The sequence below is a fragment of the Actinoplanes italicus genome (assembly GCF_003001815.1).
GTDB lineage: Bacteria > Actinomycetota > Actinomycetes > Mycobacteriales > Micromonosporaceae > Actinoplanes > Actinoplanes italicus.
The window spans coordinates 57,515-83,368 of the sequence record NZ_PVMZ01000024.1 but is presented as its reverse complement, the minus strand read 5'-3'; the positions used below and the strand labels follow the sequence as shown (position 1 = coordinate 83,368).

Below are 25,854 nucleotides of genomic sequence, written 5' to 3'. Positions count from 1 at the left end.
GAGCCCGATCATGAACCGCCGAACCATCCTGACGGGCGGCGCCGTGGGTGCCCTGGCCGTCGTCCTGCCCGTGAGCGCCGACGGCGCGCCGCAGCCCGGCTCACTGCCCAGCGATGCTGAGATCTACGGTGTGCCGACCGTCGACCCGCTGATCAGCCAGCGCGCAGACCCGTGGATCACCAAGCCGGTCGACGGCACCTACTACTTCACCGGCTCGGTGCCGGAGTACGACCGCCTGGTCGTGCGCGGGGCCCCGACCATCGAGGGCCTCGCCACCGCCGAGGAGACGGTGATCTGGCGCCGCCCCACGAGCGGGAAGATGGGCGGGCACATCTGGGCGCCGGAGCTGCACCGGATCGGCGGGAAGTGGTACATCTACTTCGCCGCCGGTGACGCCGGTGACGTGTTCCGGATCCGCACGTACGTGATGGAGTCGGCGCTCGACGACCCGCGCGACCCGGCCGGCTGGGTGCTGAAGGGCCAGCTCGCCACCGAGTGGGACGGTTTCACGCTCGACGCCACCAGCTTCTCCCACAAGGGCCGGCAGTACCTGGTCTGGGCGCAGAGCGAGCCGGAGATCGCGGTCAACACGAGCCTCTACATCGCCGAGATGGCGAACCCGTGGACGTTCAAGACCAAGCCCACCCGGATCGCCACTCCCACGAAGAGCTGGGAGATCATCGGGTTCAAGGTCAACGAGGGCGCGGCGGTGCTGATCCGCAACGGGAAGGTGTTCATCACCTACTCGGCCAGCGCCACCGACGCCAACTACTGCATGGGCCTGCTCACCGCCTCGGCGGGCGCGGATCTGCTCAAGCGCGAGAGCTGGACGAAGAGCCCGGACCCGATCTTCGTCTCCAACGACCAGACCCAGCGGTACGGTCCCGGGCACAACTCGTTCACGGTGGCCGAGGACGGGAAGACCGACGTGCTGGTGTACCACGCCCGGGACTACAAGCAGATCACCGGCGACCCGCTGTACGACCCCAACCGGCACACCCGCGTGCAGAAGCTCTACTGGCACGAGGACGGGACGCCGCTGTTCGGCATCCCGGTCGGCTCGGGCGGGCCCATCGTGCGCCTGTCGCCCGCGGACCGTCCGCGCTCGTTCGTCAAGCACGTGGGTGACGCGTTCGGAGTCGCGCACGCGCCGCGCGAGCTGGAGCTGACCCAGTTCCGGTTCGTCAAGGCGGCCGACGGCACCGAGACGGTCCAGTCGGTCGACGAGCCGGCGAAGTTCCTGGTGGTCAGCGGCACGACGGTGTCGCTCGGCACGACCGGCACGCCGGTCACCCGGATCGCCGCCCGCGGTGGCGGCGTGAACATCCGGGTCGCGCCGGGACAGTTCCTGCACCACCGCAACGGGCAGCTCACGGTCGCCGCCAAGGCGACGGCGTTCAAGCTGAGCTGATTCCTCACTGAGGGGGTGCCGCGCACCCCCTCAGTGATCTCCGGCTCAAAACAGGACTCTGTAATACCTCTTTTAGTAGGGTCGAACCGTGCGACTGAACCGCTCGACCGACATCGGTCTGCGCGTCCTGATGCTGGCCGCCGCCCGCGAGGACGACCTGCTGACCATCGACACGCTGGCCGACGCCGTGGCGGTTCCCCGCAACCACCTCGCCAAGGTGGTGCAGCGGCTGCAGCACCTCGGCCTGCTCGAGACCGTCCGCGGGCGCAACGGCGGGGTCCGGCTCGCCTCCGGTGCCTCCGGGGCGTCCATCGGCCGGCTGGTCCGCGACCTCGAAGGCGACTCCGAGGTCGTCGACTGCGACGGTGAGCCGGGCTGTCCGCTCAGCGGCGGCTGCCGGCTGCGCGGGGCGCTGCGTGCCGCACAGGAGGCGTTCCACGCCTCGCTCGACCCCATCACGATCGGCGACCTGGCCGCCCCACCGGTCCGTCAGGTGCTGCTCACCCTCGGCCGCTTCGGCTCCTGAAGATCCGCCGAGGCTCCGCTCTCGAAGAGGAGATCCCTCATGCTGTCCGCATCCAGCGCCCCGGTCATCGAGGCCACCCTGCCCGTCGTCGGCGAACACCTCGAAGCGATCGCCACCGAGTTCTACCGGTCGATGATCGGCGAGAACCCGGAGCTGCTGAACCTGTTCAGCCGCAGCGCGCAGGCCACCGGCGAGCAGCGCGGCGCGCTGTCCGGGGCGGTCGCCGCCTACGCCGCGCACCTCATCGGCGCCGGCCCGCGGGGCGTGCCGTTCGAGCACATCGTCGAGCGGATCGCGCAGCGGCACTGCGCGCTCGGCATCCGCCCCGAGCAGTACACGCTGGTCGGCCGCTACCTTCTGCGCGCGGTGGGCACGGTGCTCGGCGACGCGGTCACGCCGGAGATCGGCGCTGCCTGGGACGAGGTCTACTGGCTGTTCGCGGCCCAGCTGATCGGCCGGGAGGCGCGTATCTACGCCGAGGCCGGGGTGGACGGGCGCGACCCGTTCCGCTCCTTCACCGTCGCACAGCGGATCACCGAGGCGCACGACACCGTCTCGTTCGTGCTGGTTCCGGCCGACGGCGGGCCGGCGCCCGACTTCCGGCCGGGACAGTATGTGACGGTCGTCGCCGACCTGCCCGGCGCCGGCCGCCAGCTGCGGCAGTACTCGCTGTCGCAGGCCGCGACCGGCGGCACCCTGCGGATCACCGTCAGGCGGGTGCGCGGTGCCGGCGGGGCTCCCGACGGGGTGGTCTCCGGGTTCCTGCACGACCACGTCCGGGCCGGCGACGAGCTGCCGATCAGCCGGCCGTACGGCGATCTCGTCCTGCACCCCGGCGACGAGCCGTTGCTGCTGGTCAGTGCCGGGGTGGGAATCACACCGATGGCGGCGATCCTGGAGCACGTGGCGCGTACCCAGCCGACCCGTGAGGTGACCGCGGTGCACGCCGACCGCAGTCCCGACCGTCACCCGCTGCGCGCCGACATGGCCGCCAACGGGTCGCGCCTGCGGTCGTACCGGAGCCTGAACTGGTACGAGCAGCACGCCGGTGAGCCGGACGCGTACACCGGGCGGATCGACACCTACCTCATCCCGGTGCACCCCGACGCTTCGGTCTACCTGTGCGGCCCGGCGCCGTTCATGCAGGTGGTACGCGCCGGCCTGCACCTGCGGGGCGTTCCCGACGAGCGGATCCGCTACGAGGTGTTCGGCTCCGAGCAGTGGCGCCCGGCCCCGGCGCCCGCCGCGGTCTGACCGGCCTCTCAAGTCGGCTGCCGCCGGGTCGATAGACGGTGCGTGTTCACCGTCGAAGCCCCTCAGATCACCGCCCCGCCGGCGGCCGGCCTCCGGGACCGTGCCGTGGACGCCTCGGCCCTGGCGTACGTGCAGATCGACCGCTCCGGGGTGATCCGGGACTGGAACCCGGCCGCCGAGCGGCTGTTCGGCTGGCCCCGGGACGAGGTCATCGGCCGCCGTCTGGCCGACACGATCGTCCCGGCACCGCTGCGGTCCGCGCACCACGCCGGGTTCGCCCGGCGGCTGGTCGGCGGCGACAGCGGCGGCCTGGGCCATCCGATCGAGGTGCCCGCGGTCCACCGGGACGGCTCCGAGCTGCGCATCTCGATGACCGTCGACGCGCTCGGCGACGACGGCTTCTTCGCGTTCGTCACCGACCAGACCGACGGGCACCGGGCCCAGCAGGAGCTGCAGCGCAGCAACACGCTGATCTCGGCGATCCTGCAGCACACCACCGCGATGATCTCGGCGAAGGACCTGGACGGCCGCTACCTGTTCGTCAACGGCGAGTACGAGCGGATCTTCCAGGTCACCGCCGCCGACATGGTCGGCCGGGCCGAGGCCGACCTGGTGTCGGCGGCGGTCGCCGCCGTCGGCCGTGGCCACGACCAGGAGGTCATCGCGAGCGGCACCGCCAAGACGGTCCTCGAGGAGGTGCCGTTCGGCGACGAGATCCGCCAGTACGTGGTGACCCGGGTGCCGCTGACCGACCCGGACGGCTCCGTCTACGGGGTCTGCACGATCGCCATCGACGACACCCAGCGGCGGCGCAGCCAGGACGCGATCGCGGCCGGTGAGCAGCGTTTCTGGAACACCGTGAACAACGCGCCCGGGATGCTCTACCAGTTCCGGATGGAGCCGACCGGCGAGGCGTCGTTCACTTTCGTCTCCGACGGCTGCCGCGACATCTACCAGCTCGAGCCGGAGGAGATCGTCGAGTCGGCTGCCGGGCTGCTGGACGCCATCGCGCCGGAGGACCAGGAGGGGTTCGCCTCCAGCGTGCTGGTGTCGGCGCAGACGCTGGAGCCCTGGGACTGGCGCGGCAGCGTGATCCGCCGCGACGGATCCCGGCGCTGGCTGTACGGGGCGTCGCGCCCGCACCGCGAGCCGGGCGGCGCGACCGTCTGGGACGGCATGCTGCTCGACCGGACCCACGAGCGCAACACCGAGCTCGATCTCGAGGCCGTCCGCCGTGACCTCGACGATCTGGTGGAACGCCTGGCTGTGCTCTCCATGTCGGTTCCCGCCGTGCCGGAGCCGGTCCCCGCGCTGTGCGCCCTGGTGATCACCGAGGACCGGGAGGCCTTGTTCGACCTGTGGCGCGCGGCGCTGCGCGGCGAGCGGGCCGACGCGATCCTGGCCGGGCACGACGGCCGGCTGATGGTCCGGCTGCGCCCGCGCGGCCGGGACGAGATCGTGGTCTCCTGCTTCCGGATCGGCCGGCCCGCGCTCGGCGGACTGGCATGACCGCCCCGGCCGGCCCTCGCCTGCCCCGCAAGCTCGGCGAGATCGGCATCCCGATGAAGCCGCTGCCGGCCTCGACCGCGCTACGCGAGATCGAGGCCGGGCTGGCCGCCGACAGCCTCGCACCCGGCGCGATCATCGAGTCCGGTGGCGGGCACCGGCTGCTCAGCCGGGCGGCCGTCGACCGGCTCCGCGGCGTCCCGGCGCTCCCCCGCACCGCCGGTGAGCTGGTCGGCGGAACGACCCTGGAACTGCCCGCCGACACCGACATCGACGTGGCCGCCGAGGCCGCGCTGGCCCGCCCGGCCGCCGAACGCGACGAACCGGTCCTGGTCTCGTGGCCCGACGGCCGGCACGGCATCGCGCCCATCGTCGACCTGCTCGCCGCCATGGCGGGCCGGTTCGCCAAGCTGTCCCGGACCGACCAGCTCACCGGGCTGCCGAACCGGGCCACCGCCCAGGCCGAGGGCCAGCGGCGGATCGACGCCGGCAATCTGATCGCGGTCGTCCACCTGGGCCTGGACCGGTTCCAGGACGCCAACGACGTACTCGGCCACCATGGCGCCGACACGCTGCTGCACCGGGTCGCGACCGCGCTGAGCGGCGCCCTCGGCCCCGGCAACCTGGCCGCCCGGCTCGACGGCGACCAGTTCGTGGTGCTGCTCTCCGAGCTGCCGGCCGGACAGACACCGCAGAGCGCCGGCCGCCGCCTGGCCGCCGGAATCCAGGGCCCGCACCCGATCGACGGCCTGCCGATCAGCGTCGAGGCCAGCATCGGGATCAGCCACGCCGACCACCACGACGTCACGGTGCTGATGCGCCGGGCCGCGGCCGCGATGCGACGGGCCAAGCACGAGCGCACCGGCGTCGTCGAGTGGACCCCGAGCCTCGACACCAACCAGCGGGTCGACCTGCGGCAGCTGACCGAGCTGCGCGCCGGCCTGCGGACCGGCAACCTGCGGCTGCACTACCAGCCGCTGCACGAGGCGAACAGCCGGACGATGCACGGCACCGAGGCGCTGGTGCGCTGGCAGCACCCGCAACGTGGCCTGCTGCCGCCGGGTGTCTTCCTGCCCGACGCCGAACGCTCCGACGTCATCCTCGAACTCACCGACTGGGTGCTCGCCGAGGCGCTGCGGCAGGCCGCGGTCTGGCACGGCCAGGGCCACCACCTGCCGGTGTCGGTCAACCTGCCGGCCGCCTACCTGGCGCAGGACCGGGCGGTCGGGACCATCCTCACCCTGCTCGACCTGGAGGGGGTGCCGGCGTCGATGCTCACCGTGGAGATCACCGAGACGGCGGTGCTCACCCGGCAGGAGCAGGTGGCGGCACAGCTTGCCGAGCTGCGCTCGCGGGGCGTACGGGTGGCGATCGACGACTTCGGCACCGGCTACACCTCGCTCGGGCTGCTCCCCAGGCTGCCGATCGACGAGCTGAAGATCGACCGGTCGTTCGTGATGCGGATGCTCGACTCCCCCGCGCACGCCACGATCATCCACTCGGTGATCGCGATCGCGAAGGCGCTCGGCCTGACCGTGGTCGCCGAGGGTGTCGAGGACGAGCCCACCGCGTCCGGCCTGGCCGCGGCTGGTGTCGACCTGCTGCAGGGGTTCGGCCTGAACCGCCCGCAACCGCCGGACGTCATCCCGACCCTCCCAGGCCTGCCCACCGGCACCCGAACCGCCGTGTGAGGCCGCCGGCCCGCACCTCCGATCGCCCCGGCCCGTTGATCATCACAGCGGCCACCGGGGCCGCGGCGGAGGGAGCGGGATCATGACGACCGTGGACGCGGTGGTGGTGGGCTCCGGGCCGAACGGGCTGGCCGCGGCACTGGTCCTGGCCGCCGCCGGGCTGGAGGTCGAGGTGCACGAGGCCGCCGACACCTACGGCGGCGGCACCCGTACCGAGGAACTGACCCTGCCCGGCTTCCGGCACGACGTCTGCTCGGCGGTCCACCCGATGGCCGTGGCGTCCCCGTTCTTCGCCGCGTTCGACCTGGCACGTCACGGCGTCGAACTGCTGCACCCGGAGGTCTCGTACGCGCATCCGCTGGACGGCGGCCGGGCCGGCATCGCCTGGCGCGACCTCGACCGTACCGCCGCCGGACTGGGATCCGACGGCCCCGCCTGGCGTGCCCTGCTCGCCCCGCTGGTCAGCCGCTGGTCGTCGCTGATCGACACCGTCATGTCGGATCTGCGCGGCGTCCCCCACCACCCGGCGGGCGCCCTGTGGCTCGGCGTGCGGATGGCCGAACAGTCCACACCGCTGAGCCGGGCCCGCTTCCGTGAGCCGGTCGCCCCGGCGATGCTGGCCGGCGTCAACGCGCACGCCATCGCCTCGCCCCGCGCCCCGGCCGCGGTCGGCGCCGGCCTGGTCCTGGCGACGCTCGGGCACGCCGTCGGCTGGCCGCTGCCCCGCGGCGGCAGCGCGGCCATCGCCGACGCCATGGCCACCGCCCTGACCGCCCACGGCGGCCGCATCGTCACCGGGCACCGGGTCGACACCCTGGCCCAGCTGCCGGAGGCGCGGGCCGTCCTGTTCGACACCGCACCCGGTGAGCTGCTGCGCATCGCCGGGACGCAGCTGCCCCCGCGATACGCCGACCAGCTGCGCCGCTTCCGTCACGGCGGCGCCGTCTGCAAGGTCGACTTCGCACTGTCCGGCCCGGTCCCGTGGACGGCGCCCGACTGCCACCGGGCCGGAACCCTGCACCTGGTCGGCACCCGGGCCGAGGCGATCGCCGCCGAGGAGGCCGTCGCCGCCGGTCGGCATCACCCGAGGCCGTACGTGCTGGCCGTCCAGCCCGGCGTAGTCGACACCGGCCGCGCACCCGACGGCAAGCAGACCTTCTGGACGTACGCCCACGTGCCCAACGGCTCCGTACGCGACGTCAGCGACCTCGTGATCGCCCAGGTGGAACGCTTCGCCCCCGGCTTCCGCGACCTGATCCTGGCCCAGCACGTGTCGACCGCCACCGCCGAGGAGGCCCGCAACGCCAACTACATCGGCGGCGACATCTCCGGGGGCGCGACCACCCTGCGGCAACTGCTGCTGCGCCCGGCGCCGCGCTGGAACCCGTACGAGACCCCACTGCCCGGCGTCTACCTCTGCAGCGCCTCCACACCGCCGGGCCAGGGCGTACACGGCATGGCCGGCGTGCACGCCGCGACCCGCGCCCTACGCACCCGCTTCGGCGTCCACACCGACCCGTTCGACCTGTTGCGGACCCTCCGCCCACAACTCGCGTCCGCCTGATCAGCCTCGCGTCCCACCCGGGACGAAGTCGGCGCGGTTGAGGGTGGCGGTCCGGCGGCGGTACTCCTTGGCCTTGCCCGGCCAGTTGGTCACGACGCGGCCGGTGGCGTTGCGGTACCAGCTCTGGCACGTCGTCCACACGCTTCCGGCCAGGCGGGACTGGATCTCGCCGTCGTAGGTGGCCGCCACGTCCGGCCGTACCGCCAGAATGTCTCCTGCCTCGACCGCACGCACCGCCTGAGTGATCCACCGGGCCTGGGCCTCGTGGAAGTAGATGACCGAGGTGTTGCCGGTGTTCGTGTTGGGGCCGTAGACCAGGAACATGTTCGGGAAGCCGGGGACCGCCAGGCCGAGGTACGCGTGCGCGCCGTCGCGCCACTCGTCGGCGAGGCGATTGAGGCGGTGACCGTCGTGGCTGGTGACCTCGATCGGGACCAGGAACTCGGTGGCGGCGAAGCCGGTGCCGTAGACGAGGACGTCGCACGGGTGGTCGACGCCGTCGGCGGTGCGGATGCCGGTCGGGGTGACGGCGACGATCTTCTCGGTGATCAGGTCGACGTCGGGACGCGCCAGAGTGGGCAGCCAGGCGTTGGTGAACAGCAGCCGCTTGCAGCCCATCGCCTCGTCGGGGGTCACCTTGGCGCGCAGCTCGGGATCGCGGATCTGCCAGCGGCGCTGCACCCAGGAGTACGCGCGGATGAACGCGTTCGCCGCGCGGTTGCCGCTGAGCGCGGCCCCGGGGACCAGAGTGAGTCCCCAGGTGGCGGCGCGGGAGAGCAACATCAAGGCCGGGATCCTGCGGTACGCGGACTTACGGAACCGGCTGTAGCGACGGTCCGGTTTGGGCACCGTCCAGGGAGCGGTGCGCTGGTAGACGTCGATGTGAGCGGCCTGCCCGGCGATGGCGGGCACCAGCTGGATGGCGCTCGCACCGGTGCCGACGACCGCGACCCGGCTGCCGTCGATCGGAATGTCCGGCGTCCAGTGGGCCGTGTGGACGGCGACTCCGGCGAACGTGTCGGCGCCGGGCAGGGACGGGATCGACGGCCGGGACAGCTGGCCGACGGCCGGGATGAGGACGTCTGCTTCGAGCCCCTCACCACCGGCCAGCGCGATCTCCCACAGGTCACCGGTCCAGCGGGCCGACGTCACCTCCGCACCGAAGCGCACCAGGGGTGAGACACCCGATCTCTCGGCCACGTCTGCCAGGTAGGCGAGGATCTCGTCGTGCGGCGGATAGCGCCGGGACCAGCTGGGGTTCATCGCGAACGAGTAGGAATACAGTGGCGCCGGTACGTCACACGCGCACCCCGGATAGGTGTTGTCGCGCCACACGCCCCCGATCCGGTCGGCCTTCTCCAGGACCACGATGTCCGTGAACCCGGCCTTGAGCAGCTCGGCGGCGACCGCCACCCCGCCGAACCCGGCCCCGATGATCGCGATCCTGGTCATGGTCGCCTTCCGATGGTCAGTCGTAGTGCCGCGGGCGCGGTGGCGGGCACGACCGGTTCACGCGGCGCCACCGGCTCGACCGGCGTGTAGCCGTCATTCATGGATGGCCGCGAATCGGCGTCGCCTTTGTTGGGCCACAGCGCGACTGCCCGCTCGGCGAGGGCGGTGATGGTCAGGGACGGATTGACGCCCAGGTTGGCGGCGACGGTCGAGCCGTCGATGACGTGCAGGCCGGGATGACCGAAGAGCCGGTGGTACGGGTCGACGACGCCCGTCTCCGGGGAGTCGCCGATGGCGCAGCCGCCGATGAAGTGCCCGGTCACCGGCCGGTTGACGATCTCGGTGAACGCGCCGGTGGCCACCCCGTCGATCTCGGCCGCGACCCGCCGCGCGACGTCGTGGGCGGCCGGCACCCACACTGGGTTGGGTTCGCCGATGCCGGGTCTGCTGGTGATCCGCCGGCCGAACAGCCCGCGGCGGGTGTGCACGGTGATCGAGTTGTCGAGCGGCTGCATGGCCAGCAGGACGATCGTCTCCTTCGACCAGTTCCGCGGGGACGTGTAGAGCCGCAGGTCACGACCGGCCCGGGCGAGGGTCTTGAGCGCGTGCCACCAGCGGGGGCGGCCCTCGTCGACGAGGACGGTCGCGAGCAGGGCCAGCAGGTTGCTGCCGGGGCCGTACCGGACCGGTTCGACGTGGGTGACCGGGTCGGGGTGGATGGACGAGGTGATCGCGACGCCGTGCGTGTAGTCGCGGTCTCTGCGGCGGGTGCGGGCGCCGAGGATCGATTCGGAGTTGGTACGGCTGAGCTCACCCAGCCGCGGCGAGACGTGCGGCAGGTGTCCCCGGTCGCGCATCCGGTGCAGCAGCCGCTGGCTGCCGAGCGCGCCGCCGGAGAAGACGACCTGCTCGGCGGTGAACACGCGTCCCCGGGTGTCGACGGCGTAGCCGCCGTCCGGCAGCGGGCGCACGGTCTTGACCGTGGTCCGCTCGTGCACCACGGCGCCGGCCTTCTCGGCCAGGTACAGGTAGTTCTTGACCAGTGTGTTCTTCGCGTTGCCGCGGCAGCCGGTCATGCACGACCCGCACAGCGTGCAGGTGCGGCGCTCGGGCCCGGCGCCGCCGAAGAACGGGTCCGCCGTGGCGACACCGGGCTCGTCGCCGAACAGCACCCCGACCGGCGTGTGGCGGAACGTGTGGCCCACGCCCATGTCCTCGGCGACCGCTTTGAGCGCTTGGTCGGAGGCGGTGGCGACCGGGTTGACGGTCACCCCGAGCATGCGTTTGGCCTGGTCGTAGTAGGGGGCCAGCTCGGTCTTCCAGTCGGTCACGCCCGACCACTGCGGGTCGGCGTAGAACGCGTCCGGCGGCTCGTAGAGGGTGCAGGCGTAGCCGAGCGACCCGCCGCCGACGCCCACCCCGGACATGATCATCACGTCGCGCAGCAGGGTGAGCCGCAGGATGCCGTAGCAACCGAGCGCGGGCGCCCAGATGTAGTCGCGCAGCCGCCAGGACGTCTTGGCGAACTGCTCGTCGGTGAACCGGCGACCCGCTTCGAGGACGCCGACGCGATAGCCCTTCTCGGTCAGGCGCAGCGCGGTCACGCTGCCACCGAACCCGGAGCCGATGACGAGGACGTCGTAGTCGTACGACATCGCCGTACCATCACATCGTTATTGGCAACATGTCAACAACGGACTTCCAGGTCTTGCGCTAAGCGCGAATCGGTCTCATAAATGACGGATGACCGAGCTGGCCCATGAACGCCGCGGATCCGGCCCGCCGCTGGTGCTGATCCACGGCCTGGGCAGCCACCGCCAGGTGTGGGCGCCGATCGTCGCGACGCTGGCCAGCCACCGTGACGTGATCGCCCTCGACCTGCCCGGCTTCGGCGAGTCACCGCTGTGGGAACCCGTGCCGCACGCCGGTTCGGTGGCCCACCTCGCCGACCAGGTCGAGCGCTTCCTCGATTCGCTCGGCGTCGAGAATCCCGAGGTGGCCGGCAGCTCGCTGGGCGGCGGCATCGCCCTCGAACTCGGCCGCCGCGGGCGCGCCCGCGCGGTCACCGCGTTCGCGCCGATCGGCTTCTGGAGCGGAGCGGGCCGCCGCTGGTGCCAGGGTGTCGTCACGGCGGCCCGGGTCGCCGCCGGCCGCCTCGACGCCCGCCTCCCGGGCATCATGGCGTCGAACCTCGGGCGGGCCGCGTTCTGCTCGCTCTTCTACGCCCGCCCGCGCCGCCTCGACCCGGCCGGGGCCGTCGCGGCGGCACGCGCTCTCGCCGGCGCTCCCGGCTTCGCGGCGGCACGGGACGCCTTCGGCGATCTACCCCCCTGGCGGTACGAGCAGACGGGTACCCCGGTCACGATCGCCTGGGGCACCCGCGACGCCGTGCTCCCGTTCCCGCAGTCGCGCCGCGCCCGGACCGTGCTCCCGTCCGCCCGGCACATCACCCTCAAGGGTTGCGGTCACCTGCCGTTCGCCGACGACCCGGAGTCCTGCGCGGCGGCCGTGCTCAGCGCAGCAACCAGATGAGCAGCATGGCCAGCAGGAACACCGCCCCGGCCACCGCCGTGACGGTCCGGACCAGGGTGCTCATGCTGTTCTCGTCGTAGGAGGAGGGCCGTTCGCTGGGCGCGGTCCAGTCGCCGACGGCGGTCAGCAGACGGTCCCCCGCGTGACGCAGGCGGCGGCGGGCTCGTTCACCGGGGAGTAACGGCACAGCACCTCCAACGACCAGGGGGCCAATTCGTTTCTGTGACGCTCGTGGGTGCGGTTGGATACGTCCGACACCGAACGGGGGAGCGACATGGTGGACGTGCGTGACGCGGCGAAGGCGCTGGCCGGGGCGGGCAGGGTGGTGGTGTTCACCGGGGCCGGCATGTCGGCGGAGAGTGGCGTGCCCACCTTCCGGGACGCGCTGACCGGCCTCTGGGAGCGGTTCGACGCCCAGGCACTGGCCACCCCGCAGGCCTTCGAGGACGACCCCGATCTGGTCTGGGGCTGGTACGAGTGGCGCCGTTCCCTGGCACTGCGGGTCGCTCCGAACCCCGGCCACGAGGCGGTCGCCGCGATCGAGGCACACGCCCCGCACACCGTCGTGATCACGCAGAACGTCGACGACCTGCACGAGCAGGCCGGTTCGACCGCGCCGATCCACCTGCACGGCAGCCTGTTCACCCCGCGCTGCGCGACCTGCTCCCGGCCGGCGGAGCCGAGCCGTGAGGCGGCGCCCGAGGAGGGCCGCCGCCTGGCCCCGCCCCGCTGCGAGCACTGCGGCGGCCCGATCCGGCCGGGCGTCGTCTGGTTCGGCGAGGCGCTGCCGGCCGAGCCGCTGGAGGCCGCGGTGCAGGCGGCGACCGAGTGCGACGTGCTGCTGACGATCGGCACGTCGGGCCTGGTCTACCCGGCCGCGGACATCCCGGTGGTGGCGGCGAAGTTCGGCGCGACCGTCATCCAGGTGAACCCGCAGCCCACCCCGCTGGACGCGGTCGCCGCATTCAACCTGACCGGTACCGCTGCCACCGTGCTCCCCGCCCTGGTCAGCGCTGCGTGGCCGCTTTCATAACCACAGTTATGATAACTGTGGTTATGAAAGGATGGCATCGTGCTGGAACGACCCGTGGAGATGTTCGACCGCGAACGTGAGTGGACCGCCCTGAGCGCGTTCGTGACGGATCCGCAGCCCGGCGCCCTGCTCGGCGTCGTCTCCGGACGGCGCCGCCAGGGCAAGACGTTCCTGCTGCGGTCGCTGTGCCAGGCGACCGGTGGCTTCTACTTCCCGGCCGACGAGGCTGCCGACCGCGAATCCCTCAACCGGCTCGGCGCGCTGCTCGGCGAATTCACCGGCGCGCCGGCACCATTGGCACTCGACGGCTGGCATCAGGCGATCGACGCCCTGCTCGGCCTGGGGCGCGAGCGGCGGATCCCGGTGGTGATCGACGAGTTTCCGTACCTGGTGCGGGCGAACCCGCAGATCCCCTCGGTCATCCAGAACGCGTTGGCCCCGCTCCGGGCCGAACGCGACGAGAGCAGTGCGAGCCTGCTGCTCTGCGGTTCCGCGATGTCGTTCATGGGTCGGCTGCTCAGCGGCAACGCGCCGTTGCGCGGCCGGGCCGGGCTCGAGCTGGTGGTGCCCACCCTCGATCACCGGCTGGCCGCCGAGTTCTGGGGCATCGAGCACCACGCGACCGCGCTGATGGTCAACGCGATCGTGGGCGGCACTCCCGCGTACCGCCGGGAGTTCGCCCGCGACGACACCCCGGCCGGGCCGGACGACTTCGACGCGTGGGTGGTCCGGACCGTGCTGTCGCCTACCAGTCCGTTGTTCCGGGAAGCCCGCTACCTGCTCGCCGACGAGCCCGACCTGCGTGATGCCGGGCTCTACCACTCCGTTCTGGCCGCCATCGCCTCGGGCAACGCGAGCCGGGGCGGCATCGCGTCGTTCCTGGGCCGCAAGGCCGGTGACCTGGCCCATCCGCTGACCGTCCTGGAGGACTGCGGCCTCGTGACTCGCGATCCGGACGCGTTCCGCGACAACCGGACCATGTTCCGGATCGCCGAGCCGCTGGTCGCCTTCTACCACGCGGTGATGCGCCCGATCTGGTCCGATCTGGAGCACACACGCGACGCCGGCCGCCTGTGGCAACGCAGCCGGCGCCGGTTCGTCGGCAACGTCCTCGGGCCGCACTTCGAGCAGGTCTGCCGCTATTGGGCCCGGCATCTGGCCGGACCGGAGGTGTTCGGCGACTACCCGAACCGGGTCGCGAGCGGCGCCGTCAACGACCCGGCGTCCCGGACGTCGCACGAGGTGGACGTCGCGGTCTTCGGCCTCGACGACGACAACCGGCAGCCGCTGCTGGCGATCGGCGAGGTGAAGTGGGGCGAGGTGATGGGGACGGCTCACCTCGACCGGCTCCGTCACATCCGTACGCTGCTCACCGCCCAGCGCCGTCCCGGCGCGGGGACGGCGCGGCTGGCCTGTTTCAGCGGCGCCGGCTTCACCCCCGAACTGCGCGAGGCCGCGACCGGCGACCCGGGCGTCGTCCTGATCGACCTGCCGACGCTCTATGAACCACCCGCACCCTGAGGTGCGGACTTCTGACGGACCGATCCGGAGCGGGGCAGCGGCAGGTCGCGGAGCGGGCCTTTGCGGACCTTGTTGGAGGCGGTGCGGGGCAGGTCGTCGAGGATGTCGACGTAGACGGGGATCTTGTACTTCGCCAGGCGGCCGGTCAGGAAGGCCGGGATGTCGGCCGGTTCGAGCGCGGCGCCCGGGACCGTGACGACGAAGGCGCGGCCCACCTCGCCCCACTTCTCGTCGGGCACGCCCACCACGGCCGCCTCGGCGACGGAGGGATGCTCGAAGATGGCCGCCTCCACCTCGGCCGGGTAGACGTTCTCGCCGCCGGAGATGTACATGTCCTTGGTGCGGTCGACGATCCGGTAGTGGCCGGCGGAGTCCACGACGGCCAGGTCGCCGGAGCGGAACCAGCCGTCGCCGGTGAACGCCGCCGCGGTGGCCTCCGGGTCGTTCCAGTAGCCGGGCGTGACGTTCGGGCCGCGAACCTGCACCTCGCCGGGTTCACCCACAGCGGCCGAAGCGGGATCGGAATCGGTCGGCGTCAGATCGGGGCGCACGCAACGTACATCGGTGAAGAAGACCGGAAGTCCCGCCGATCCGAGATGGTCCCGGCTCTCCCTGGCCTCCAGGAAGGTCGCCCCGGGTGACGTCTCGGTCATGCCGTAACCCTGGCAGAAGGCCAGGCCACGCTCCTGATAGGTACGGATCAGCGCCTCCGGCACCGAGGCGCCGCCGGTCATCAGGCAGCGCACCGACGTCAGGTCGGCCGATGGCCAGCGCGGTGACTGGGACAGCCCCGCGAACATCGCCGAGACACCGAACATCCAGGTGATCCGGTGCCGGGCTATGGCGTCGAAGCAACCGTCCACGTCCCAGGCAGGCATGATCACCGACGTGGCGCCCTTGAGGAACGTCGGCAGCAGGCACTGGTTGAGCGCGGCCACATGGAACAGCGGAGCACTGACCAGGGTCACCTCGTCGCTCGCGACGTCGACGCAGACGAGCAGGTTGCAGCAGTTCCAGATGAGGTTGCCGTGGGTGAGCATCGCGCCCTTGGGATGCCCGGTGGTCCCCGACGTGTAGAGGATGCAGGCGACGTCGTCGTGCGTCACCGATTCGTCGAAGACCTCCGGCGCCGCGGCGAGGAAACGATCAAAATCAGACAACGCCACGGTGGTACGGACGAACGCGCCGACCGGTGACGCGTGGATCAGAGCGACCGCGCCGCTGTGCTCCAGCTGGTAGGCGATCTCGGGCTGGGTCAGGCGGAAGTTGAGCGGCACGAAGATCGCGCCGAGCGTCCACGTCGCGAACATGGTCTCGACGAAGGACGGGTGGTTCGGGCCGAGGTACGCGACCCGATCGCCGCGGCGGACCCCGGCGCCGTGCAGGGCCGCGGCCAGGCGCGAGATGCGCTCATGGAGTTCGGCGTACGTCGTGCGCCGTTCCTCGAAGATCAGGGCGGTGTGGCCGGGTGACATGGCCGCCCGGCGGGCCGGCCACGACCCCAGCCCCGCGTTGCGCATCACCGGTCCTCAGGCGTAGTGCCGGTAGACCGGGCGGGCTGTGCAGGCGGGCTTGTCCTGGCCGTCGATCTCGACGACGAAGTCGAAGGTGCTCTGCACGCCGTTGCCGGGCACGTCCTCGACGCTGACCACCTTGGCGGCCAGCCGGATCTTCGCGCCGACCTTGACGGGGCTCGGGAAACGGACCTTCTCCAGGCCGTAGTTGAGTCCCATCGTGATGCCCTCGACCGTCAGCAGTTCGACGAAGAGCGGGATGACCAGCGACAGCGTGAGGTATCCGTGAGCGATCGGGCCTCCGAACGGGCCCTGCTTCGCGCGTTCGACGTCGACGTGGATCCACTGGTGGTCGTCGGTGGCGTCGGCGAACGTGTCCACCCGCTCCTGGGTGATCTCCAGCCACTCGCTGTGGCCGAGGTCCTGGCCGGCCAGGCTCCTGAGTCCGTCGAGGCCGTTGACGGTGGTGGTCATGGGTTCTCCCTGAGAAGTAGGCGGGCGGCGTTCTCTTTGAGGATCTTGGGGCGGACCGTGTCCTTGATCTCGAGGGCGGCGAAGTCGGCGAGCCAGCGGTCCGGTGTGAGCACCGGGTAGTCCGATCCGAACAGCACCTTGTCCTGGAGCAGGCTGTTCGCGTACCGGATGAGTTGGGGTGGGAAGTACTTGGGCGACCAGCCGGAGAGGTCGATGTGGACGTGTTCCTTGTGTGTCGCGACCGCGAGTGCCTCGTCCTGCCAGGGGAAGGACGGGTGGGCCAGGATGATCCGCAGGTCCGGGAAGTCGACCGCCACGTCGTCGACCAGCATCGGGTTGGAGTATTTGAGGCGGATGCCGCCGCCACCGCGGACCCGGGCGCCGATGCCGGTCTGGCCGGTGTGGAACAGCGCGACCGCGCCGAGCTCCTCGATCGCCTCGTACATCGGGTACGCGAGCCGGTCGTCGGGGGCGAAACCCTGGATGCTGGGGTGGAACTTGAAACCGCGGACGCCGTACGCCTCGACCAGCCGGCGGGCCTCCCGGACCCCGGCCCGGCCCTTGTGCGGGTCGATGCTCGCGAACGGGATCAGCGTTTCCGGGTGCTTCGCGCAGTCCTCGGCGATCTCCTCGTTGGCGATGCGCGGGTGGCCGGTGGCGTGTTCGGCGTCGACCGTGAAGACGACGGCGGCCATCCGCCGCTCCCGGTAATACGCGGCGGTCTCGTCGATGGCCGGCTGCCGATGCCCGTGCGCCTTGAAGTAGTCGGCGGAGGCGCCGAGCAGTTCCGGGCTCAGCGAACTGCGGCCGTCCCGGCTCACCTCGGCGTGCGTGTGCACGTCGATGGCGATCAGTTCGCTGGCGGTCAGGCCGTCGGCGTTCACTTCTTCGGCGCCGGGATGCCGTAGGTCTCCTGCTCGAAGTCCCACGCTGCCGCGATCGCGTCGGCGCTCCAGCCGCCCTCGGCGTAGACGACCGCCTTCTCCGCAGGGTGCGACCAGAGCGACAGCTTGTCGCCGCCGACGCCGATGGCCTGGCCGGTGATGCCCTTGGCGGCGTCCGAGGCGAGGAAGGTGATCAGGCCGGTGACGTCCTCGACGGTGCCGAGGCCCTCGTCGTGGCGCAGCCAGGCCGGATACGGCGTGCCGGTGCGTTCGGCCTCCTCGATGGCCGGTGCGAACGCCGGGATCGTCTTGGTCATCTCGGTGGCGGCGACGGGGATGACGGCGTTGACGGTGATCTCGTTGCGAGCCAGTTCCAACGCCCAGGTACGAGCCATCGCGGCGATGCCGGCCTTGGCGGCGGCGTAGTTGGTCTGGCCGAAGTTGCCGCGCTGCCCGGCCGGCGAGCCGATCAGGATGATCCGGCCGCCGGTCCCCTGCTCGCGCATCCGGACGGCGGCGGCACGGGCGCAGGTGAAGGTGCCGCGCAGGTGGACGCCGATGACGGCGTCGAAGTCGTCGTCGGTCATCTTCCACAGCACCCGGTCGCGCAGGATGCCGGCGTTGGTGATCAGCACGTCGAGCTTGCCGAAGGTCTCCACCGCCCTGCCGACGAGAAGCTCCGCGCTCGCGGTGTCGCCGACCGCCGCCGCCACCCCGACGGTGTCACCGCCGATCGCGGCGACCGCCGCGTCCACCGCCTGCTGATCGACGTCGTTGACCACGACCGACGCGCCGGCGGCGACGAGCGCCCGGGCGTAGGCCAGACCGAGCCCGCGACCACTGCCGGTGACGATGGCCACCCTGCCAGTCAGATCCATAGTCATCAACCTCTCACGAATGCATGGCCGCCATCAACAGGAATCCTGATGATTCGATCGTCGAGGACGATCAGGTTTCCTGTCAATGGGGTACCGTGCCACCCATGCCATCGCTGCTCTACCTCGTCAAACAGCTCGAACTAGCGGTACGCGCACGCCTCGACGAGGTGGTCCGCGCGCACGGCATCACGGCCCTGCAGTACACCGCGCTCACCGTTCTCGAACGCCACGACGGCCTGTCGGCGGCCCAGCTGGCGCGCGACTCGTTCGTGACGGCGCAGTCCATCGCCGACCTCGTCCGCGCCCTGGAGACCCGCGGGCTGATCAGCCGGGAACGCAACGCCGAGAACCGTCGCGAGCTGCTCATCCACCTCACCGGGCAGGGGCGGGCGCTGCTCGCGGCGGTCGACGCCCCGGTCCGCGGCCTGGAAGTCCGGATGATCACCAAACTGACCGCCGGTCAGGCCGCGGAGTTCCGCCAGTCGCTGATCACCGCCTGGCAGTCGATGGCGTGAAGAACCCCCGGTAACCCTTGTGTCGGCGCCCTGACGGCCGATACGTCCCGCATGCGTATGAGCGGGTTCCTCCGCCACCTGTGGTGGATCTACCTGGTGCTCGCCTCGGTGGCAGCGGCGGTGTACGTCCTGACGCCGTTCAACGCCGCCACCCGCTGGGTGTACGTGCTGCTCAACTGCACGGCCCCGATCGCCACCTGGGTCGGGCTCACCCGCAACGCGCCGAAACGCCGGCTCGGCTGGCAGATCATCGTGGCCGGCCTGGCACTCTCCGGCGTCGGTGACATCGTCTTCGCGACCTACACGGCCCGCGGAATGAGCCCGCCGTTCCCGTCCGTGGCCGACGTGTTCTACCTGCTCGCCCACCTGGCCATCGCGGCCGGGGCGGCCCTGCTCGCGGCCCGGTCCGGGCGCACCGCGTTCCTCGACTCGGCGGTCATCCTCGCCCCGTTCGCCGCCATCGCCTGGCTGCTCGTGGTGAATCCGCTGGTCAAAACGGACGGAACACCGCTCGCCCAGATCGTCGCGGTGGCGGGGCCGGCCAGCACACTGGTGGTGCTCTACTGCTCGCTGGCCCTGGCGCTCGGCGTGGAACTGCGCGCGCCCGGCGTCCGCTGGCTGCTCGGCGGGCTGATCGCCTGGTTCGTGTCGGACGCCCTTTACACCCATCAGAGCCTCACCGGCACGTACGTCGAGGGCATGCTGATCGACCTCGGATGGATGGCCATGCCGATCCTGGTCGCCACGGCCGGCCTGCACCCGTCGATGGTCTACACCACACCGCGCCGCTCGATCGTCAGCATGCTCACCGTGACCCGTGCGGTCACCCTGTTCGGCGCCGCCCTGCTGCTGCCCAGCGTGCAACTGTTCTGGGAACCGGCCGACGACCTGCCACTGGTGATCGGCGCCTGGGCGTCGGTCGTGCTGGTCGCGCTGCGGCTGATCGCCCCGATCCACGACCTGGCCCGCCGGGTCGGGCACGACGCGCTGACCGGCCTGGCCAACCGGGCCCTGCTCATGGACCGTCTCGCGCTCGCGCTGGCCTCGCTGCCGGTCGGCGGCACGGCCCGCGTCGGCCTGCTCTTCTGCGACCTCGACCACTTCAAGAACGTCAACGACAGCCTCGGCCACGACGCCGGGGACCAGTTGCTCGTCGCCATCGCGAACCGGCTGCGCGGCGCGGTCCGCCCGCACGACGTCGCCTGCCGGCTCGGCGGTGACGAGTTCGTCATCCTGATGCCGTCGGTCACCGAGGACGAGGCCTCCGCCGTGGCCGACCGGGTCGCCGCCGAGCTCGGCCGGCCGATGCGGCTCGCCGACGGCAGCGAGTTCTTCGCCTCCCTGTCGATCGGGCTGCGCACCACCGACCAGCTCAACGCCGACCCCGAGGCCCTGCTGCAGGACGCCGACACCGCGATGTACCAGGCCAAAGCCGCCGGCCGCGGCCGGATGGTCCGCTTCGACGTGCAGAGCCGCACCGAGGCCACGCAGCGGCTGCGGCGCGACGCCGACTTCCGCAGGGCGCTGACCCACCAGGGTGAGCTGTTCTGCGTCTACCAGCCGGTCTTCCGGGTCGACGACGGCAGCCTCAGTTCGGTGGAGGCCCTGGCCCGCTGGCAGCATCCCACCGAGGGCATCCTGCCGCCGGCCGCGTTCATCCCGGTCGCCGAGGCCACCGGCACGGTCGCGAGGCTGTTCTCGGTCGTTCTGGAGCAGTCCCTGCACGAGCAGCGCACCTGGTACAACCAGACCGGCCGGTGGGTGCCGATCGCGGTCAACCTGTCGCCGCGCCAGCTCGACACCACCACCGCCGAGGTGGTCCTGGCCGCCCTGAAACAGGCCGGCACCCCGTCCACCGCGCTCACCCTGGAGCTTACCGAGATGGGCCTGGCCATGCCCGAGACCGTCGAAGCCGCCCTCGGCCCGCTGCGCCGCGCCGGTGTGCGGATCGCCGTCGACGACTTCGGCACCGGCTACTCGTCGATGGCCCGCGTCGCCGACCACGCCTGGGACACCGTCAAGATCGACCACACGTTCGTGAACGGGATCGCCGCCGACCCCGCCCGCCGAGCCCTGGCCGACGCCATGATCGGCATGGCACACGCGCTCGGCATGACGTCGCTGGCCGAGGGCGTCGACGACGACGCCGACCTGACCGTCCTCGCCGAGCTGGGCTGCGAGTACGCGCAGGGTTACCTGCTGGCCCACCCGGTCGACGGCGACGGCATCCTCGAGATGCTCACCGCCCCGTCCACGGTCACCGCCTGACGTCTCAGTGCCGGAAGCCGCCGACGATCGCGTTCAGCTCGGAGGCCAGCCGGGTCAGCTCGTCCGCGGCCTGCTGCGTGGTCCGGGCTCCTTCCGCGGTCGAGGCGGCGACATCGGCGACCCCCGAGATGGTACGAGCCACGTCCCCACTGTTCCCGGCGGCGTCCGCCACCGAGCGGCTCATCTCGGTCGTCGTCGCGGTCTGCTGCTCCACCGCTGACGCGATCGTCGTCGTGTAGTCCCCGATCAGTCCGATCACCTCGGTGATCTCCGCGATCGCCGAGGCCGCCGCACCGCTGGACGACTGGATGGCCCCGATCCGGGCGGTGATCTCCTCGGTCGCCTTCGCGGTCTGCTGCGCCAGCTCCTTCACCTCACCGGCCACCACGGCGAAGCCCTTGCCCAGCTCGCCGGCCCGGGCAGCCTCGATCGTCGCGTTCAGGGCCAGCAGGTTCGTCTGCTCGGCGATGCTGGTGATCAGCTTGACCACCTCGCCGATCTCCGCGCTGGCCTCGCCCAGTTCGGCGACCTGCGCGTTGGTGCGCTCGGCCACCGACATCGCCTTCGCCGCCACCTGCGCGGCCTGACCGGCGTTCGAGGCGATCTCGGTGATCGAGGCGCTCATCTCCTCGGCTCCCGCGGCGATCGACTGCACGCCCGAGTTGACCTCCTCGGAGGCGTGCGACGCGCTGGTCGCCTTCGTGGCGGCGTCACCCGCGCCGGCCTGCAGCTGGGCGCTGACGGCGGCCAGCTCCTCGGCCGCCGCGGACAGGCTCGCCGCGGTCTTGGACATGTCGCCGCCGATCACCGACCGAAGCCGGCCGGTCGTCGCGTTCAGGGTGCCGGCCAGCTGGCCCAGCTCGTCACGCGAGTCCAAGTCCACGATCGTCGTCAGGTCGCCCTGCTCGACCCGGCGCAGCGCCACCACGACCTTGGCCAGCGGGCCGCTGACCGACCGGGCCACGAAGAAGCCGACGGCCAGCGCCAGGGCGAGGCCGGTCACCAGGATCACGATCAGAAGAGTCCGGCCCGACACGTAGGTGCCATGCGCCTGCTCGGCGCTCGCCGTCGCCTGCTCCGTCTCCAACTCGTCGAGGCTCCCGAGGGCCGCGCTCACCTTGTCGAAGGCCGGGTCGAAGATCTCCGCCTCGGCCTTGGCCGCCCGCTCGGCCTGCCCGGCCCGGCTCACGGGCAGCACCTCGTCGTCGGCCGCCTCGTACATCCGATCGAGCGCCGCGCGGAACTCCTGCCTGGCACTCTGCTCCTCGGCGGTGCCCTGCCCCGACGAATAATCGGCCCACAGGCTCTCCAGCTCCTCACGGAACCCGGCGATCTCCTGCTCACGAGCCTGCATCTCGGACGGGGTGGTAGTGATGACATGTCGCAGGACGGTCGCGCGGATCTCGTTGGACAACCCGTCGATCTCCGCGAGTTCGCTGATCGGGAGCAGGTTGCGCTCGTAGATCCCGCCGCCCGCGTCATCGACGTCGGCCAGCTTCATGATGCCGACGCCGCCGGCCAGGGCCGCGGCGAGCGCGGCGACGAACACCGCGCACAGCACCTTGACCATGACCGGCAGGTCGGCCCACCCACCCTTGCGCGCCATCGGACACCCCCTGGTGTCCAGCTAATACCGAATCACCCGCCCAAACCTGGAAATCCTCAGGCTCCGGCCTCATCCAGGCGCTTCAGATAGGCGCCGTCGAGCTTGATGCCCAGGGCGGGCACCAGGTTCTCGAACTGCTCGGGGGTGCGCGGACCGATCAGCGGCAGCACCGGCGGCGTCGACTGGTGCAGCAGCCAAGCCAGCACCACCTGGTTCGGCGTCACGCCCAGCTCGGCGGCGAGCCCCGTGACCGCCTCCAGGCGGGCATCGGCGTCCGGCCCGGCATAGGACTCCATCATCCAGTGCTCGGCCCGCCGTGCCGGATCGTCGTAGATGCCCTTCACGATCGGCGAGTAGGCGACCAGCGTCAGGTCGCGGTGCTCGGTCAGGTAGTCCAGCTGCTCGTCGTCGACGATCGACGCATGGTTCAGTCCGGCCCGGCGCCGCAGGTAGGAGTGCTGCTGCTGCAGGGCCACGGGTGCCGGCCAGCCGTACCGGTCGCACAGCTGCCGGATCCGCTCCAGCCGCCAGGTCCGCACGTTCGACCAGCCCAGGTGGCGCACCTTGCCGGCGGTGACCAGCCCGGCCAGCGCCTCGAGGGTCTCCTCCAGCGGCGTCGACCGGTCGTCGACGTGCACGTAGTACAGGTCGACGTGATCCACGCCGAGGCGCCGCAGGCTGCCGTCCAGCGCGTGCCGCACGGTGTCGGCGCCCGCACCGGCGAACGTCTGCCGGGCCAGCTCCCAGTTCGCGGTGCCGTCCGCCGACCACAGACCGGGCGAGTAGGCGGGCAGGGCGGTGCCCTTCGTCGCGAGGAAGATCTCGTCCCGGTTCCCGCGCTCGCGCATCCAGCGGCCCAGCAGCTCCTCGCTCTCACCGCCCCGGCTGCCGGGAGTCGACCACCACTCGTAGCAGTCCGCGGTGTCGATGAACGACCCGCCCAGCTCCCGGTAGCGGTCGAGGATCCGTACCGCCTCGGGCTCCGCGGTGGCGCTGCCCATCTGCATCGCCCCGAGGGCCAGGCTGCTGACCTGCTGGCCGGTACGTCCGAGTTCGATGGTTCCGATACGCGTTTCGCTCATGGGTTCGACGCTATGACCTGGAGCGCGCTCCAGGTCAAACACTGATCTCGCGCTGCCGGCCCGCGTCGGGCTAAAATCGGCGGCTCCATGATCGATGTTCCGGCGGGCGAGGTCGTCCTCTCCGATCGCCGCACCCAGCGTCAGTGGGCCGTCGAGGTCCGGCCGTTCCAGTTGGCCGCCGTGCCGGTGACACGGGCACTCTTCGCCGAGGTCACCGGCTCGCACCCGAGCGGCCCCCCGGGCGACGGGCTGCCGGTCGCCTCGGTGTCCTGGTGGGACGCCGTGCGATTCTGCAACGCGCTGTCCCGCCGCGACGGTCTGGCACCGGCCTACCAGCTGACCTCCTCGGAACCCGAGAAATCCTGGTTGCGGCCGGGTTCGCTGTCGCCCGGCGGGCCGATCGAGCGCAACCACCGGCTGCCGCCTGAGGATCGTCTGCTGCCGGGCGGCGACATCCGCGACAGCGTCGTCTGGGATCGCACCGCCGACGGCTACCGGCTGCCCACCGAGGCCGAGTGGGAGCACGCGTGCCGGGCCGGGACTGACGGGCCGCGTCATGGCCCGCTCGACGAGGTCGCGTGGCATCGCGGCAACTCCGGCGAGCGGCCGCACGAGGTGGGCGCGCTGCTGCCCAACGCGTGGGGGTTGCACGACATGCTGGGCAACGTGTGGGAGTGGTGCTGGGACTTCTACGACCCGCAGGTGTACGGCAGCTACCGGGTACTGCGCGGCGGTGGATGGTTCGACGAGCACTGGAGCTGCCGGGCCTCGGTACGCCGGCGCAGCCACCCGACCCTGTGCCTGGACGACGTCGGTTTCCGCGTCGCCCGGACCCGGCAGCCGTCCTAACGCGCCGCTTTTCGGGTGGGCAGCGCGACGATCGCCATGGCGGCCACCGCCAGGGCGCCCGACAGCGGAGCGAACGCGAAGCCGTACCGCAAGCTCTCGGAAACGAGCGGACCGGTCACCGCGGCACCCGCCGCACTGCCCACGGTGAACGCGGTGATGATCCAGGCGAACGCCTCGACCGCCGCCCCCGCCGGAGTCAGCCGGTCGACGGTCAGGAACACCGCGGTGAGCAGCGGCGGCAGCGACAGCCCGCTCACCGCGAGCAGCGCCGCCATCGGCACCGGCTCCGGGACCAGCAGCAACGGCACGTATCCGGCCGCGAAGACCGCCGCCGTCAGCGGCAGCCGGCCGGGCCCGCCCGGTGTGGCACGCGTGTAGAGCAGGCCGCCGATGAGTGCCCCGGCCGCCTGCGCGGCCAGCAGCCATCCGCTCAGCGATCGGCTTCCGGCCGCCTCGGCATAGCCGGTGACGATCACCGGAAGGCTTCCCACGGCGGCACCGGCGAAAATCACCCCGGCGACGATCACCACGAATTTGGGTACGCGCAGAGGCCCGGCCCAATGGCGCTCCCCCGCCTCACCGCGCCAGGTGCGGACGACCGGCGTCAGTGCGAACCCGGCGACCCCGGCGAGCTGGAACACCGCGGCGGCGAACAGGCCCGCTGCCGGGCCCGCGAGCCCCACCGCGGCGAGCGTCACCAGCGGCCCGGTCACGTAGATGACCTCCTGGACGGCAAGGTCGAGCGAGTACGCGGCGGCCACCCTCTCGGGCGGCACCAGCATCGGCCACAGGGCCCGCAGGCAGGCCTCCAGCGGCGGCGTGCCCAACCCGGCGAGCACCGCGCCGACGATCATGACGGGCAGGCCGTGCCCACTGACCGCCACCGCCACGAACCCGACGGCGGACAACAGCGCGGACGCCCACAGCACCGGCGGTTGCCGCCACCGGTCGACGATGCGGGCCAGCAGGGGCGCGCTGACCGCCATGCCGGCCGTGTAAGCGGCCACGACCAACCCGGCGACGGCAAGGCCGTGTTCCTCACGGGCGAAGAGCAGAAGAGCCAGCGGGGCGGCTGCCATCGGCAGGCGGCCGGTCTGGCTGAAGACGAGAAGGCGGCGTACGTATGTCGCGCGCAGCACCGACTTGAGGGCGGACGGTTGTTCGGAGGCCACAGCGGGCATGACGGATCGCTCCCGGATAGGGGTGGACGACGGCGGCGGGAAACCCGTGCCGGTCAGGGAGCGAAGTCGGACCGATCGTGATCGTTGCCGTAGAGCGGCAGGTCAGGCGTGAT

Annotated in this window: 22 protein-coding genes; 12 read left to right on the top strand and 10 right to left on the bottom strand. The window is 71.6% G+C overall.

Annotation, left to right across the window (positions count from 1 at the left end):
• Positions 1-10 precede the first annotated feature (10 nt).
• The 6 genes from CLV67_RS41475 to CLV67_RS41450 all read left to right on the top strand — a co-directional run bounded on the left by CLV67_RS41475 (position 11) and on the right by CLV67_RS41450 (position 7,952).
• The gene (locus CLV67_RS41475) at positions 11-1,411 is read left to right on the top strand and encodes a glycoside hydrolase family 43 protein (RefSeq protein WP_106328751.1); all 1,401 of its coding nucleotides are present in this window, start codon (positions 11-13) and stop codon (positions 1,409-1,411) included.
• A gap of 88 nt (positions 1,412-1,499) precedes the next feature.
• A complete protein-coding gene (locus tag CLV67_RS41470; RefSeq protein ID WP_106328749.1) occupies positions 1,500-1,937 on the top strand; it encodes an RrF2 family transcriptional regulator in 438 nt (145 codons plus the stop codon).
• Between the two features lie 39 nt (positions 1,938-1,976).
• Entirely contained in the window at positions 1,977-3,191 is a 1,215-nt protein-coding gene (locus CLV67_RS41465) for a globin domain-containing protein (RefSeq protein ID WP_106328747.1), read from the top strand.
• Between the two features lie 42 nt (positions 3,192-3,233).
• Positions 3,234-4,700: a PAS domain-containing protein gene (locus CLV67_RS41460; protein ID WP_106328745.1), complete on the top strand. Its 1,467-nt coding sequence runs from the start codon at positions 3,234-3,236 to the stop codon at positions 4,698-4,700.
• Positions 4,697-6,388: a putative bifunctional diguanylate cyclase/phosphodiesterase gene (locus CLV67_RS41455; RefSeq protein WP_106328743.1), complete on the top strand. Its 1,692-nt coding sequence runs from the start codon at positions 4,697-4,699 to the stop codon at positions 6,386-6,388. Before CLV67_RS41460 ends, CLV67_RS41455 begins: the two co-directional genes overlap by 4 nt.
• A gap of 82 nt (positions 6,389-6,470) precedes the next feature.
• Positions 6,471-7,952: a phytoene desaturase family protein gene (locus CLV67_RS41450; RefSeq protein WP_106328741.1), complete on the top strand. Its 1,482-nt coding sequence runs from the start codon at positions 6,471-6,473 to the stop codon at positions 7,950-7,952.
• On the opposite strand, the gene CLV67_RS41445 is transcribed toward CLV67_RS41450, so the two are convergent.
• Positions 7,953-9,404, bottom strand: coding sequence for a flavin-containing monooxygenase (locus tag CLV67_RS41445; RefSeq protein WP_106328739.1), 1,452 nt, complete (start codon positions 9,402-9,404; stop codon positions 7,953-7,955).
• Positions 9,401-11,059 (bottom strand): GMC oxidoreductase, encoded by a 1,659-nt coding sequence (locus CLV67_RS41440; protein WP_106328737.1) that lies wholly within the window; start codon positions 11,057-11,059, stop codon positions 9,401-9,403. The genes CLV67_RS41445 and CLV67_RS41440 overlap by 4 nt, the downstream gene beginning before the upstream one ends.
• 88 nt (positions 11,060-11,147) lie before the next feature.
• Between CLV67_RS41440 and CLV67_RS41435 the strand changes: the two genes are divergently transcribed.
• A complete protein-coding gene (locus CLV67_RS41435) occupies positions 11,148-11,936 on the top strand; it encodes an alpha/beta fold hydrolase (RefSeq protein WP_106328735.1) in 789 nt (262 codons plus the stop codon).
• Here the strand turns inward: CLV67_RS41435 and CLV67_RS41430 are convergent.
• Positions 11,917-12,123: a hypothetical protein gene (locus CLV67_RS41430; RefSeq protein WP_106328733.1), complete on the bottom strand. Its 207-nt coding sequence runs from the start codon at positions 12,121-12,123 to the stop codon at positions 11,917-11,919. The two genes, CLV67_RS41435 and CLV67_RS41430, sit on opposite strands and share 20 nt — an antisense overlap.
• An 87-nt stretch (positions 12,124-12,210) precedes the next feature.
• On the opposite strand from CLV67_RS41430, the gene CLV67_RS41425 reads away from it, so the two are divergent.
• Positions 12,211-12,969: an SIR2 family NAD-dependent protein deacylase gene (locus CLV67_RS41425; RefSeq protein ID WP_106328731.1), complete on the top strand. Its 759-nt coding sequence runs from the start codon at positions 12,211-12,213 to the stop codon at positions 12,967-12,969.
• A gap of 39 nt (positions 12,970-13,008) precedes the next feature.
• The gene (locus CLV67_RS41420) at positions 13,009-14,490 is read left to right on the top strand and encodes an AAA family ATPase (RefSeq protein ID WP_239166853.1); all 1,482 of its coding nucleotides are present in this window, start codon (positions 13,009-13,011) and stop codon (positions 14,488-14,490) included.
• On the opposite strand, the gene CLV67_RS41415 is transcribed toward CLV67_RS41420, so the two are convergent.
• From CLV67_RS41415 to CLV67_RS41400, 4 genes are read right to left on the bottom strand one after another with little or no spacing between them, the layout of a single operon-like run.
• Complete coding sequence (locus tag CLV67_RS41415; RefSeq protein ID WP_106328729.1) at positions 14,469-16,010, bottom strand: acyl-CoA synthetase; 1,542 nt, start codon at positions 16,008-16,010, stop codon at positions 14,469-14,471. The two genes, CLV67_RS41420 and CLV67_RS41415, sit on opposite strands and share 22 nt — an antisense overlap.
• 9 nt (positions 16,011-16,019) lie before the next feature.
• Positions 16,020-16,478, bottom strand: coding sequence for a MaoC family dehydratase (locus CLV67_RS41410; RefSeq protein ID WP_106328727.1), 459 nt, complete (start codon positions 16,476-16,478; stop codon positions 16,020-16,022).
• A complete protein-coding gene (locus CLV67_RS41405; protein ID WP_428839497.1) occupies positions 16,475-17,407 on the bottom strand; it encodes an amidohydrolase family protein in 933 nt (310 codons plus the stop codon). The genes CLV67_RS41410 and CLV67_RS41405 overlap by 4 nt, the downstream gene beginning before the upstream one ends.
• Positions 17,359-18,240 carry an SDR family NAD(P)-dependent oxidoreductase gene (locus tag CLV67_RS41400; RefSeq protein ID WP_106328725.1) on the bottom strand — a complete coding sequence of 294 codons (882 nt, stop codon included), beginning with the start codon at positions 18,238-18,240 and terminating at the stop codon, positions 17,359-17,361. Before CLV67_RS41400 ends, CLV67_RS41405 begins: the two co-directional genes overlap by 49 nt.
• 104 nt (positions 18,241-18,344) lie before the next feature.
• On the opposite strand from CLV67_RS41400, the gene CLV67_RS41395 reads away from it, so the two are divergent.
• Both CLV67_RS41395 and CLV67_RS41390 read left to right on the top strand, forming a co-directional pair.
• Positions 18,345-18,755, top strand: a complete 411-nt coding sequence (locus CLV67_RS41395; RefSeq protein ID WP_106328723.1) for a MarR family winged helix-turn-helix transcriptional regulator — start codon at positions 18,345-18,347, stop codon at positions 18,753-18,755.
• 57 nt (positions 18,756-18,812) lie between these two features.
• The gene (locus CLV67_RS41390) at positions 18,813-21,023 is read left to right on the top strand and encodes a putative bifunctional diguanylate cyclase/phosphodiesterase (protein WP_239166852.1); all 2,211 of its coding nucleotides are present in this window, start codon (positions 18,813-18,815) and stop codon (positions 21,021-21,023) included.
• A gap of 4 nt (positions 21,024-21,027) precedes the next feature.
• Here CLV67_RS41390 and CLV67_RS41385 read toward each other — a convergent pair whose 3' ends face one another.
• Together CLV67_RS41385 and CLV67_RS41380 are read right to left on the bottom strand one after the other, a co-directional pair.
• Entirely contained in the window at positions 21,028-22,629 is a 1,602-nt protein-coding gene (locus CLV67_RS41385; protein ID WP_106328719.1) for a methyl-accepting chemotaxis protein, read from the bottom strand.
• Between the two features lie 56 nt (positions 22,630-22,685).
• A complete protein-coding gene (locus CLV67_RS41380; protein ID WP_170154208.1) occupies positions 22,686-23,711 on the bottom strand; it encodes an aldo/keto reductase in 1,026 nt (341 codons plus the stop codon).
• 87 nt (positions 23,712-23,798) lie between these two features.
• Between CLV67_RS41380 and CLV67_RS41375 the strand changes: the two genes are divergently transcribed.
• Positions 23,799-24,560: an SUMF1/EgtB/PvdO family nonheme iron enzyme gene (locus CLV67_RS41375; RefSeq protein ID WP_106328717.1), complete on the top strand. Its 762-nt coding sequence runs from the start codon at positions 23,799-23,801 to the stop codon at positions 24,558-24,560.
• Here the strand turns inward: CLV67_RS41375 and CLV67_RS41370 are convergent.
• A complete protein-coding gene (locus CLV67_RS41370; protein WP_106328715.1) occupies positions 24,557-25,741 on the bottom strand; it encodes an MFS transporter in 1,185 nt (394 codons plus the stop codon). The genes CLV67_RS41375 and CLV67_RS41370 overlap by 4 nt on opposite strands.
• Positions 25,742-25,854: the final 113 nt, after the last annotated feature.

What these genes read in the sequence shown, in the direction of transcription:
- CLV67_RS41475 (WP_106328751.1), top strand. Translation starts at nt 11, where the DNA reads ATGAACCGCCGAACCATCCTGACGGGCGGCGCCGTGGGTGCCCTGGCC.
- CLV67_RS41410 (WP_106328727.1), bottom strand. Translation starts at nt 16,478, where the DNA reads ATGACCACCACCGTCAACGGCCTCGACGGACTCAGGAGCCTGGCCGGC.
- CLV67_RS41440 (WP_106328737.1), bottom strand. Translation starts at nt 11,059, where the DNA reads ATGTCGTACGACTACGACGTCCTCGTCATCGGCTCCGGGTTCGGTGGC.
- CLV67_RS41375 (WP_106328717.1), top strand. Translation starts at nt 23,799, where the DNA reads ATGATCGATGTTCCGGCGGGCGAGGTCGTCCTCTCCGATCGCCGCACC.
- CLV67_RS41455 (WP_106328743.1), top strand. Translation starts at nt 4,697, where the DNA reads ATGACCGCCCCGGCCGGCCCTCGCCTGCCCCGCAAGCTCGGCGAGATC.
- CLV67_RS41425 (WP_106328731.1), top strand. Translation starts at nt 12,211, where the DNA reads ATGGTGGACGTGCGTGACGCGGCGAAGGCGCTGGCCGGGGCGGGCAGG.
- CLV67_RS41435 (WP_106328735.1), top strand. Translation starts at nt 11,148, where the DNA reads ATGACCGAGCTGGCCCATGAACGCCGCGGATCCGGCCCGCCGCTGGTG.
- CLV67_RS41395 (WP_106328723.1), top strand. Translation starts at nt 18,345, where the DNA reads ATGCCATCGCTGCTCTACCTCGTCAAACAGCTCGAACTAGCGGTACGC.
- CLV67_RS41380 (WP_170154208.1), bottom strand. Translation starts at nt 23,711, where the DNA reads ATGAGCGAAACGCGTATCGGAACCATCGAACTCGGACGTACCGGCCAG.
- CLV67_RS41415 (WP_106328729.1), bottom strand. Translation starts at nt 16,010, where the DNA reads ATGCGCAACGCGGGGCTGGGGTCGTGGCCGGCCCGCCGGGCGGCCATG.
- CLV67_RS41390 (WP_239166852.1), top strand. Translation starts at nt 18,813, where the DNA reads ATGAGCGGGTTCCTCCGCCACCTGTGGTGGATCTACCTGGTGCTCGCC.
- CLV67_RS41450 (WP_106328741.1), top strand. Translation starts at nt 6,471, where the DNA reads ATGACGACCGTGGACGCGGTGGTGGTGGGCTCCGGGCCGAACGGGCTG.
- CLV67_RS41400 (WP_106328725.1), bottom strand. Translation starts at nt 18,240, where the DNA reads ATGGATCTGACTGGCAGGGTGGCCATCGTCACCGGCAGTGGTCGCGGG.
- CLV67_RS41385 (WP_106328719.1), bottom strand. Translation starts at nt 22,629, where the DNA reads ATGGCGCGCAAGGGTGGGTGGGCCGACCTGCCGGTCATGGTCAAGGTG.
- CLV67_RS41370 (WP_106328715.1), bottom strand. Translation starts at nt 25,741, where the DNA reads ATGCCCGCTGTGGCCTCCGAACAACCGTCCGCCCTCAAGTCGGTGCTG.
- CLV67_RS41445 (WP_106328739.1), bottom strand. Translation starts at nt 9,404, where the DNA reads ATGACCAGGATCGCGATCATCGGGGCCGGGTTCGGCGGGGTGGCGGTC.
- CLV67_RS41465 (WP_106328747.1), top strand. Translation starts at nt 1,977, where the DNA reads ATGCTGTCCGCATCCAGCGCCCCGGTCATCGAGGCCACCCTGCCCGTC.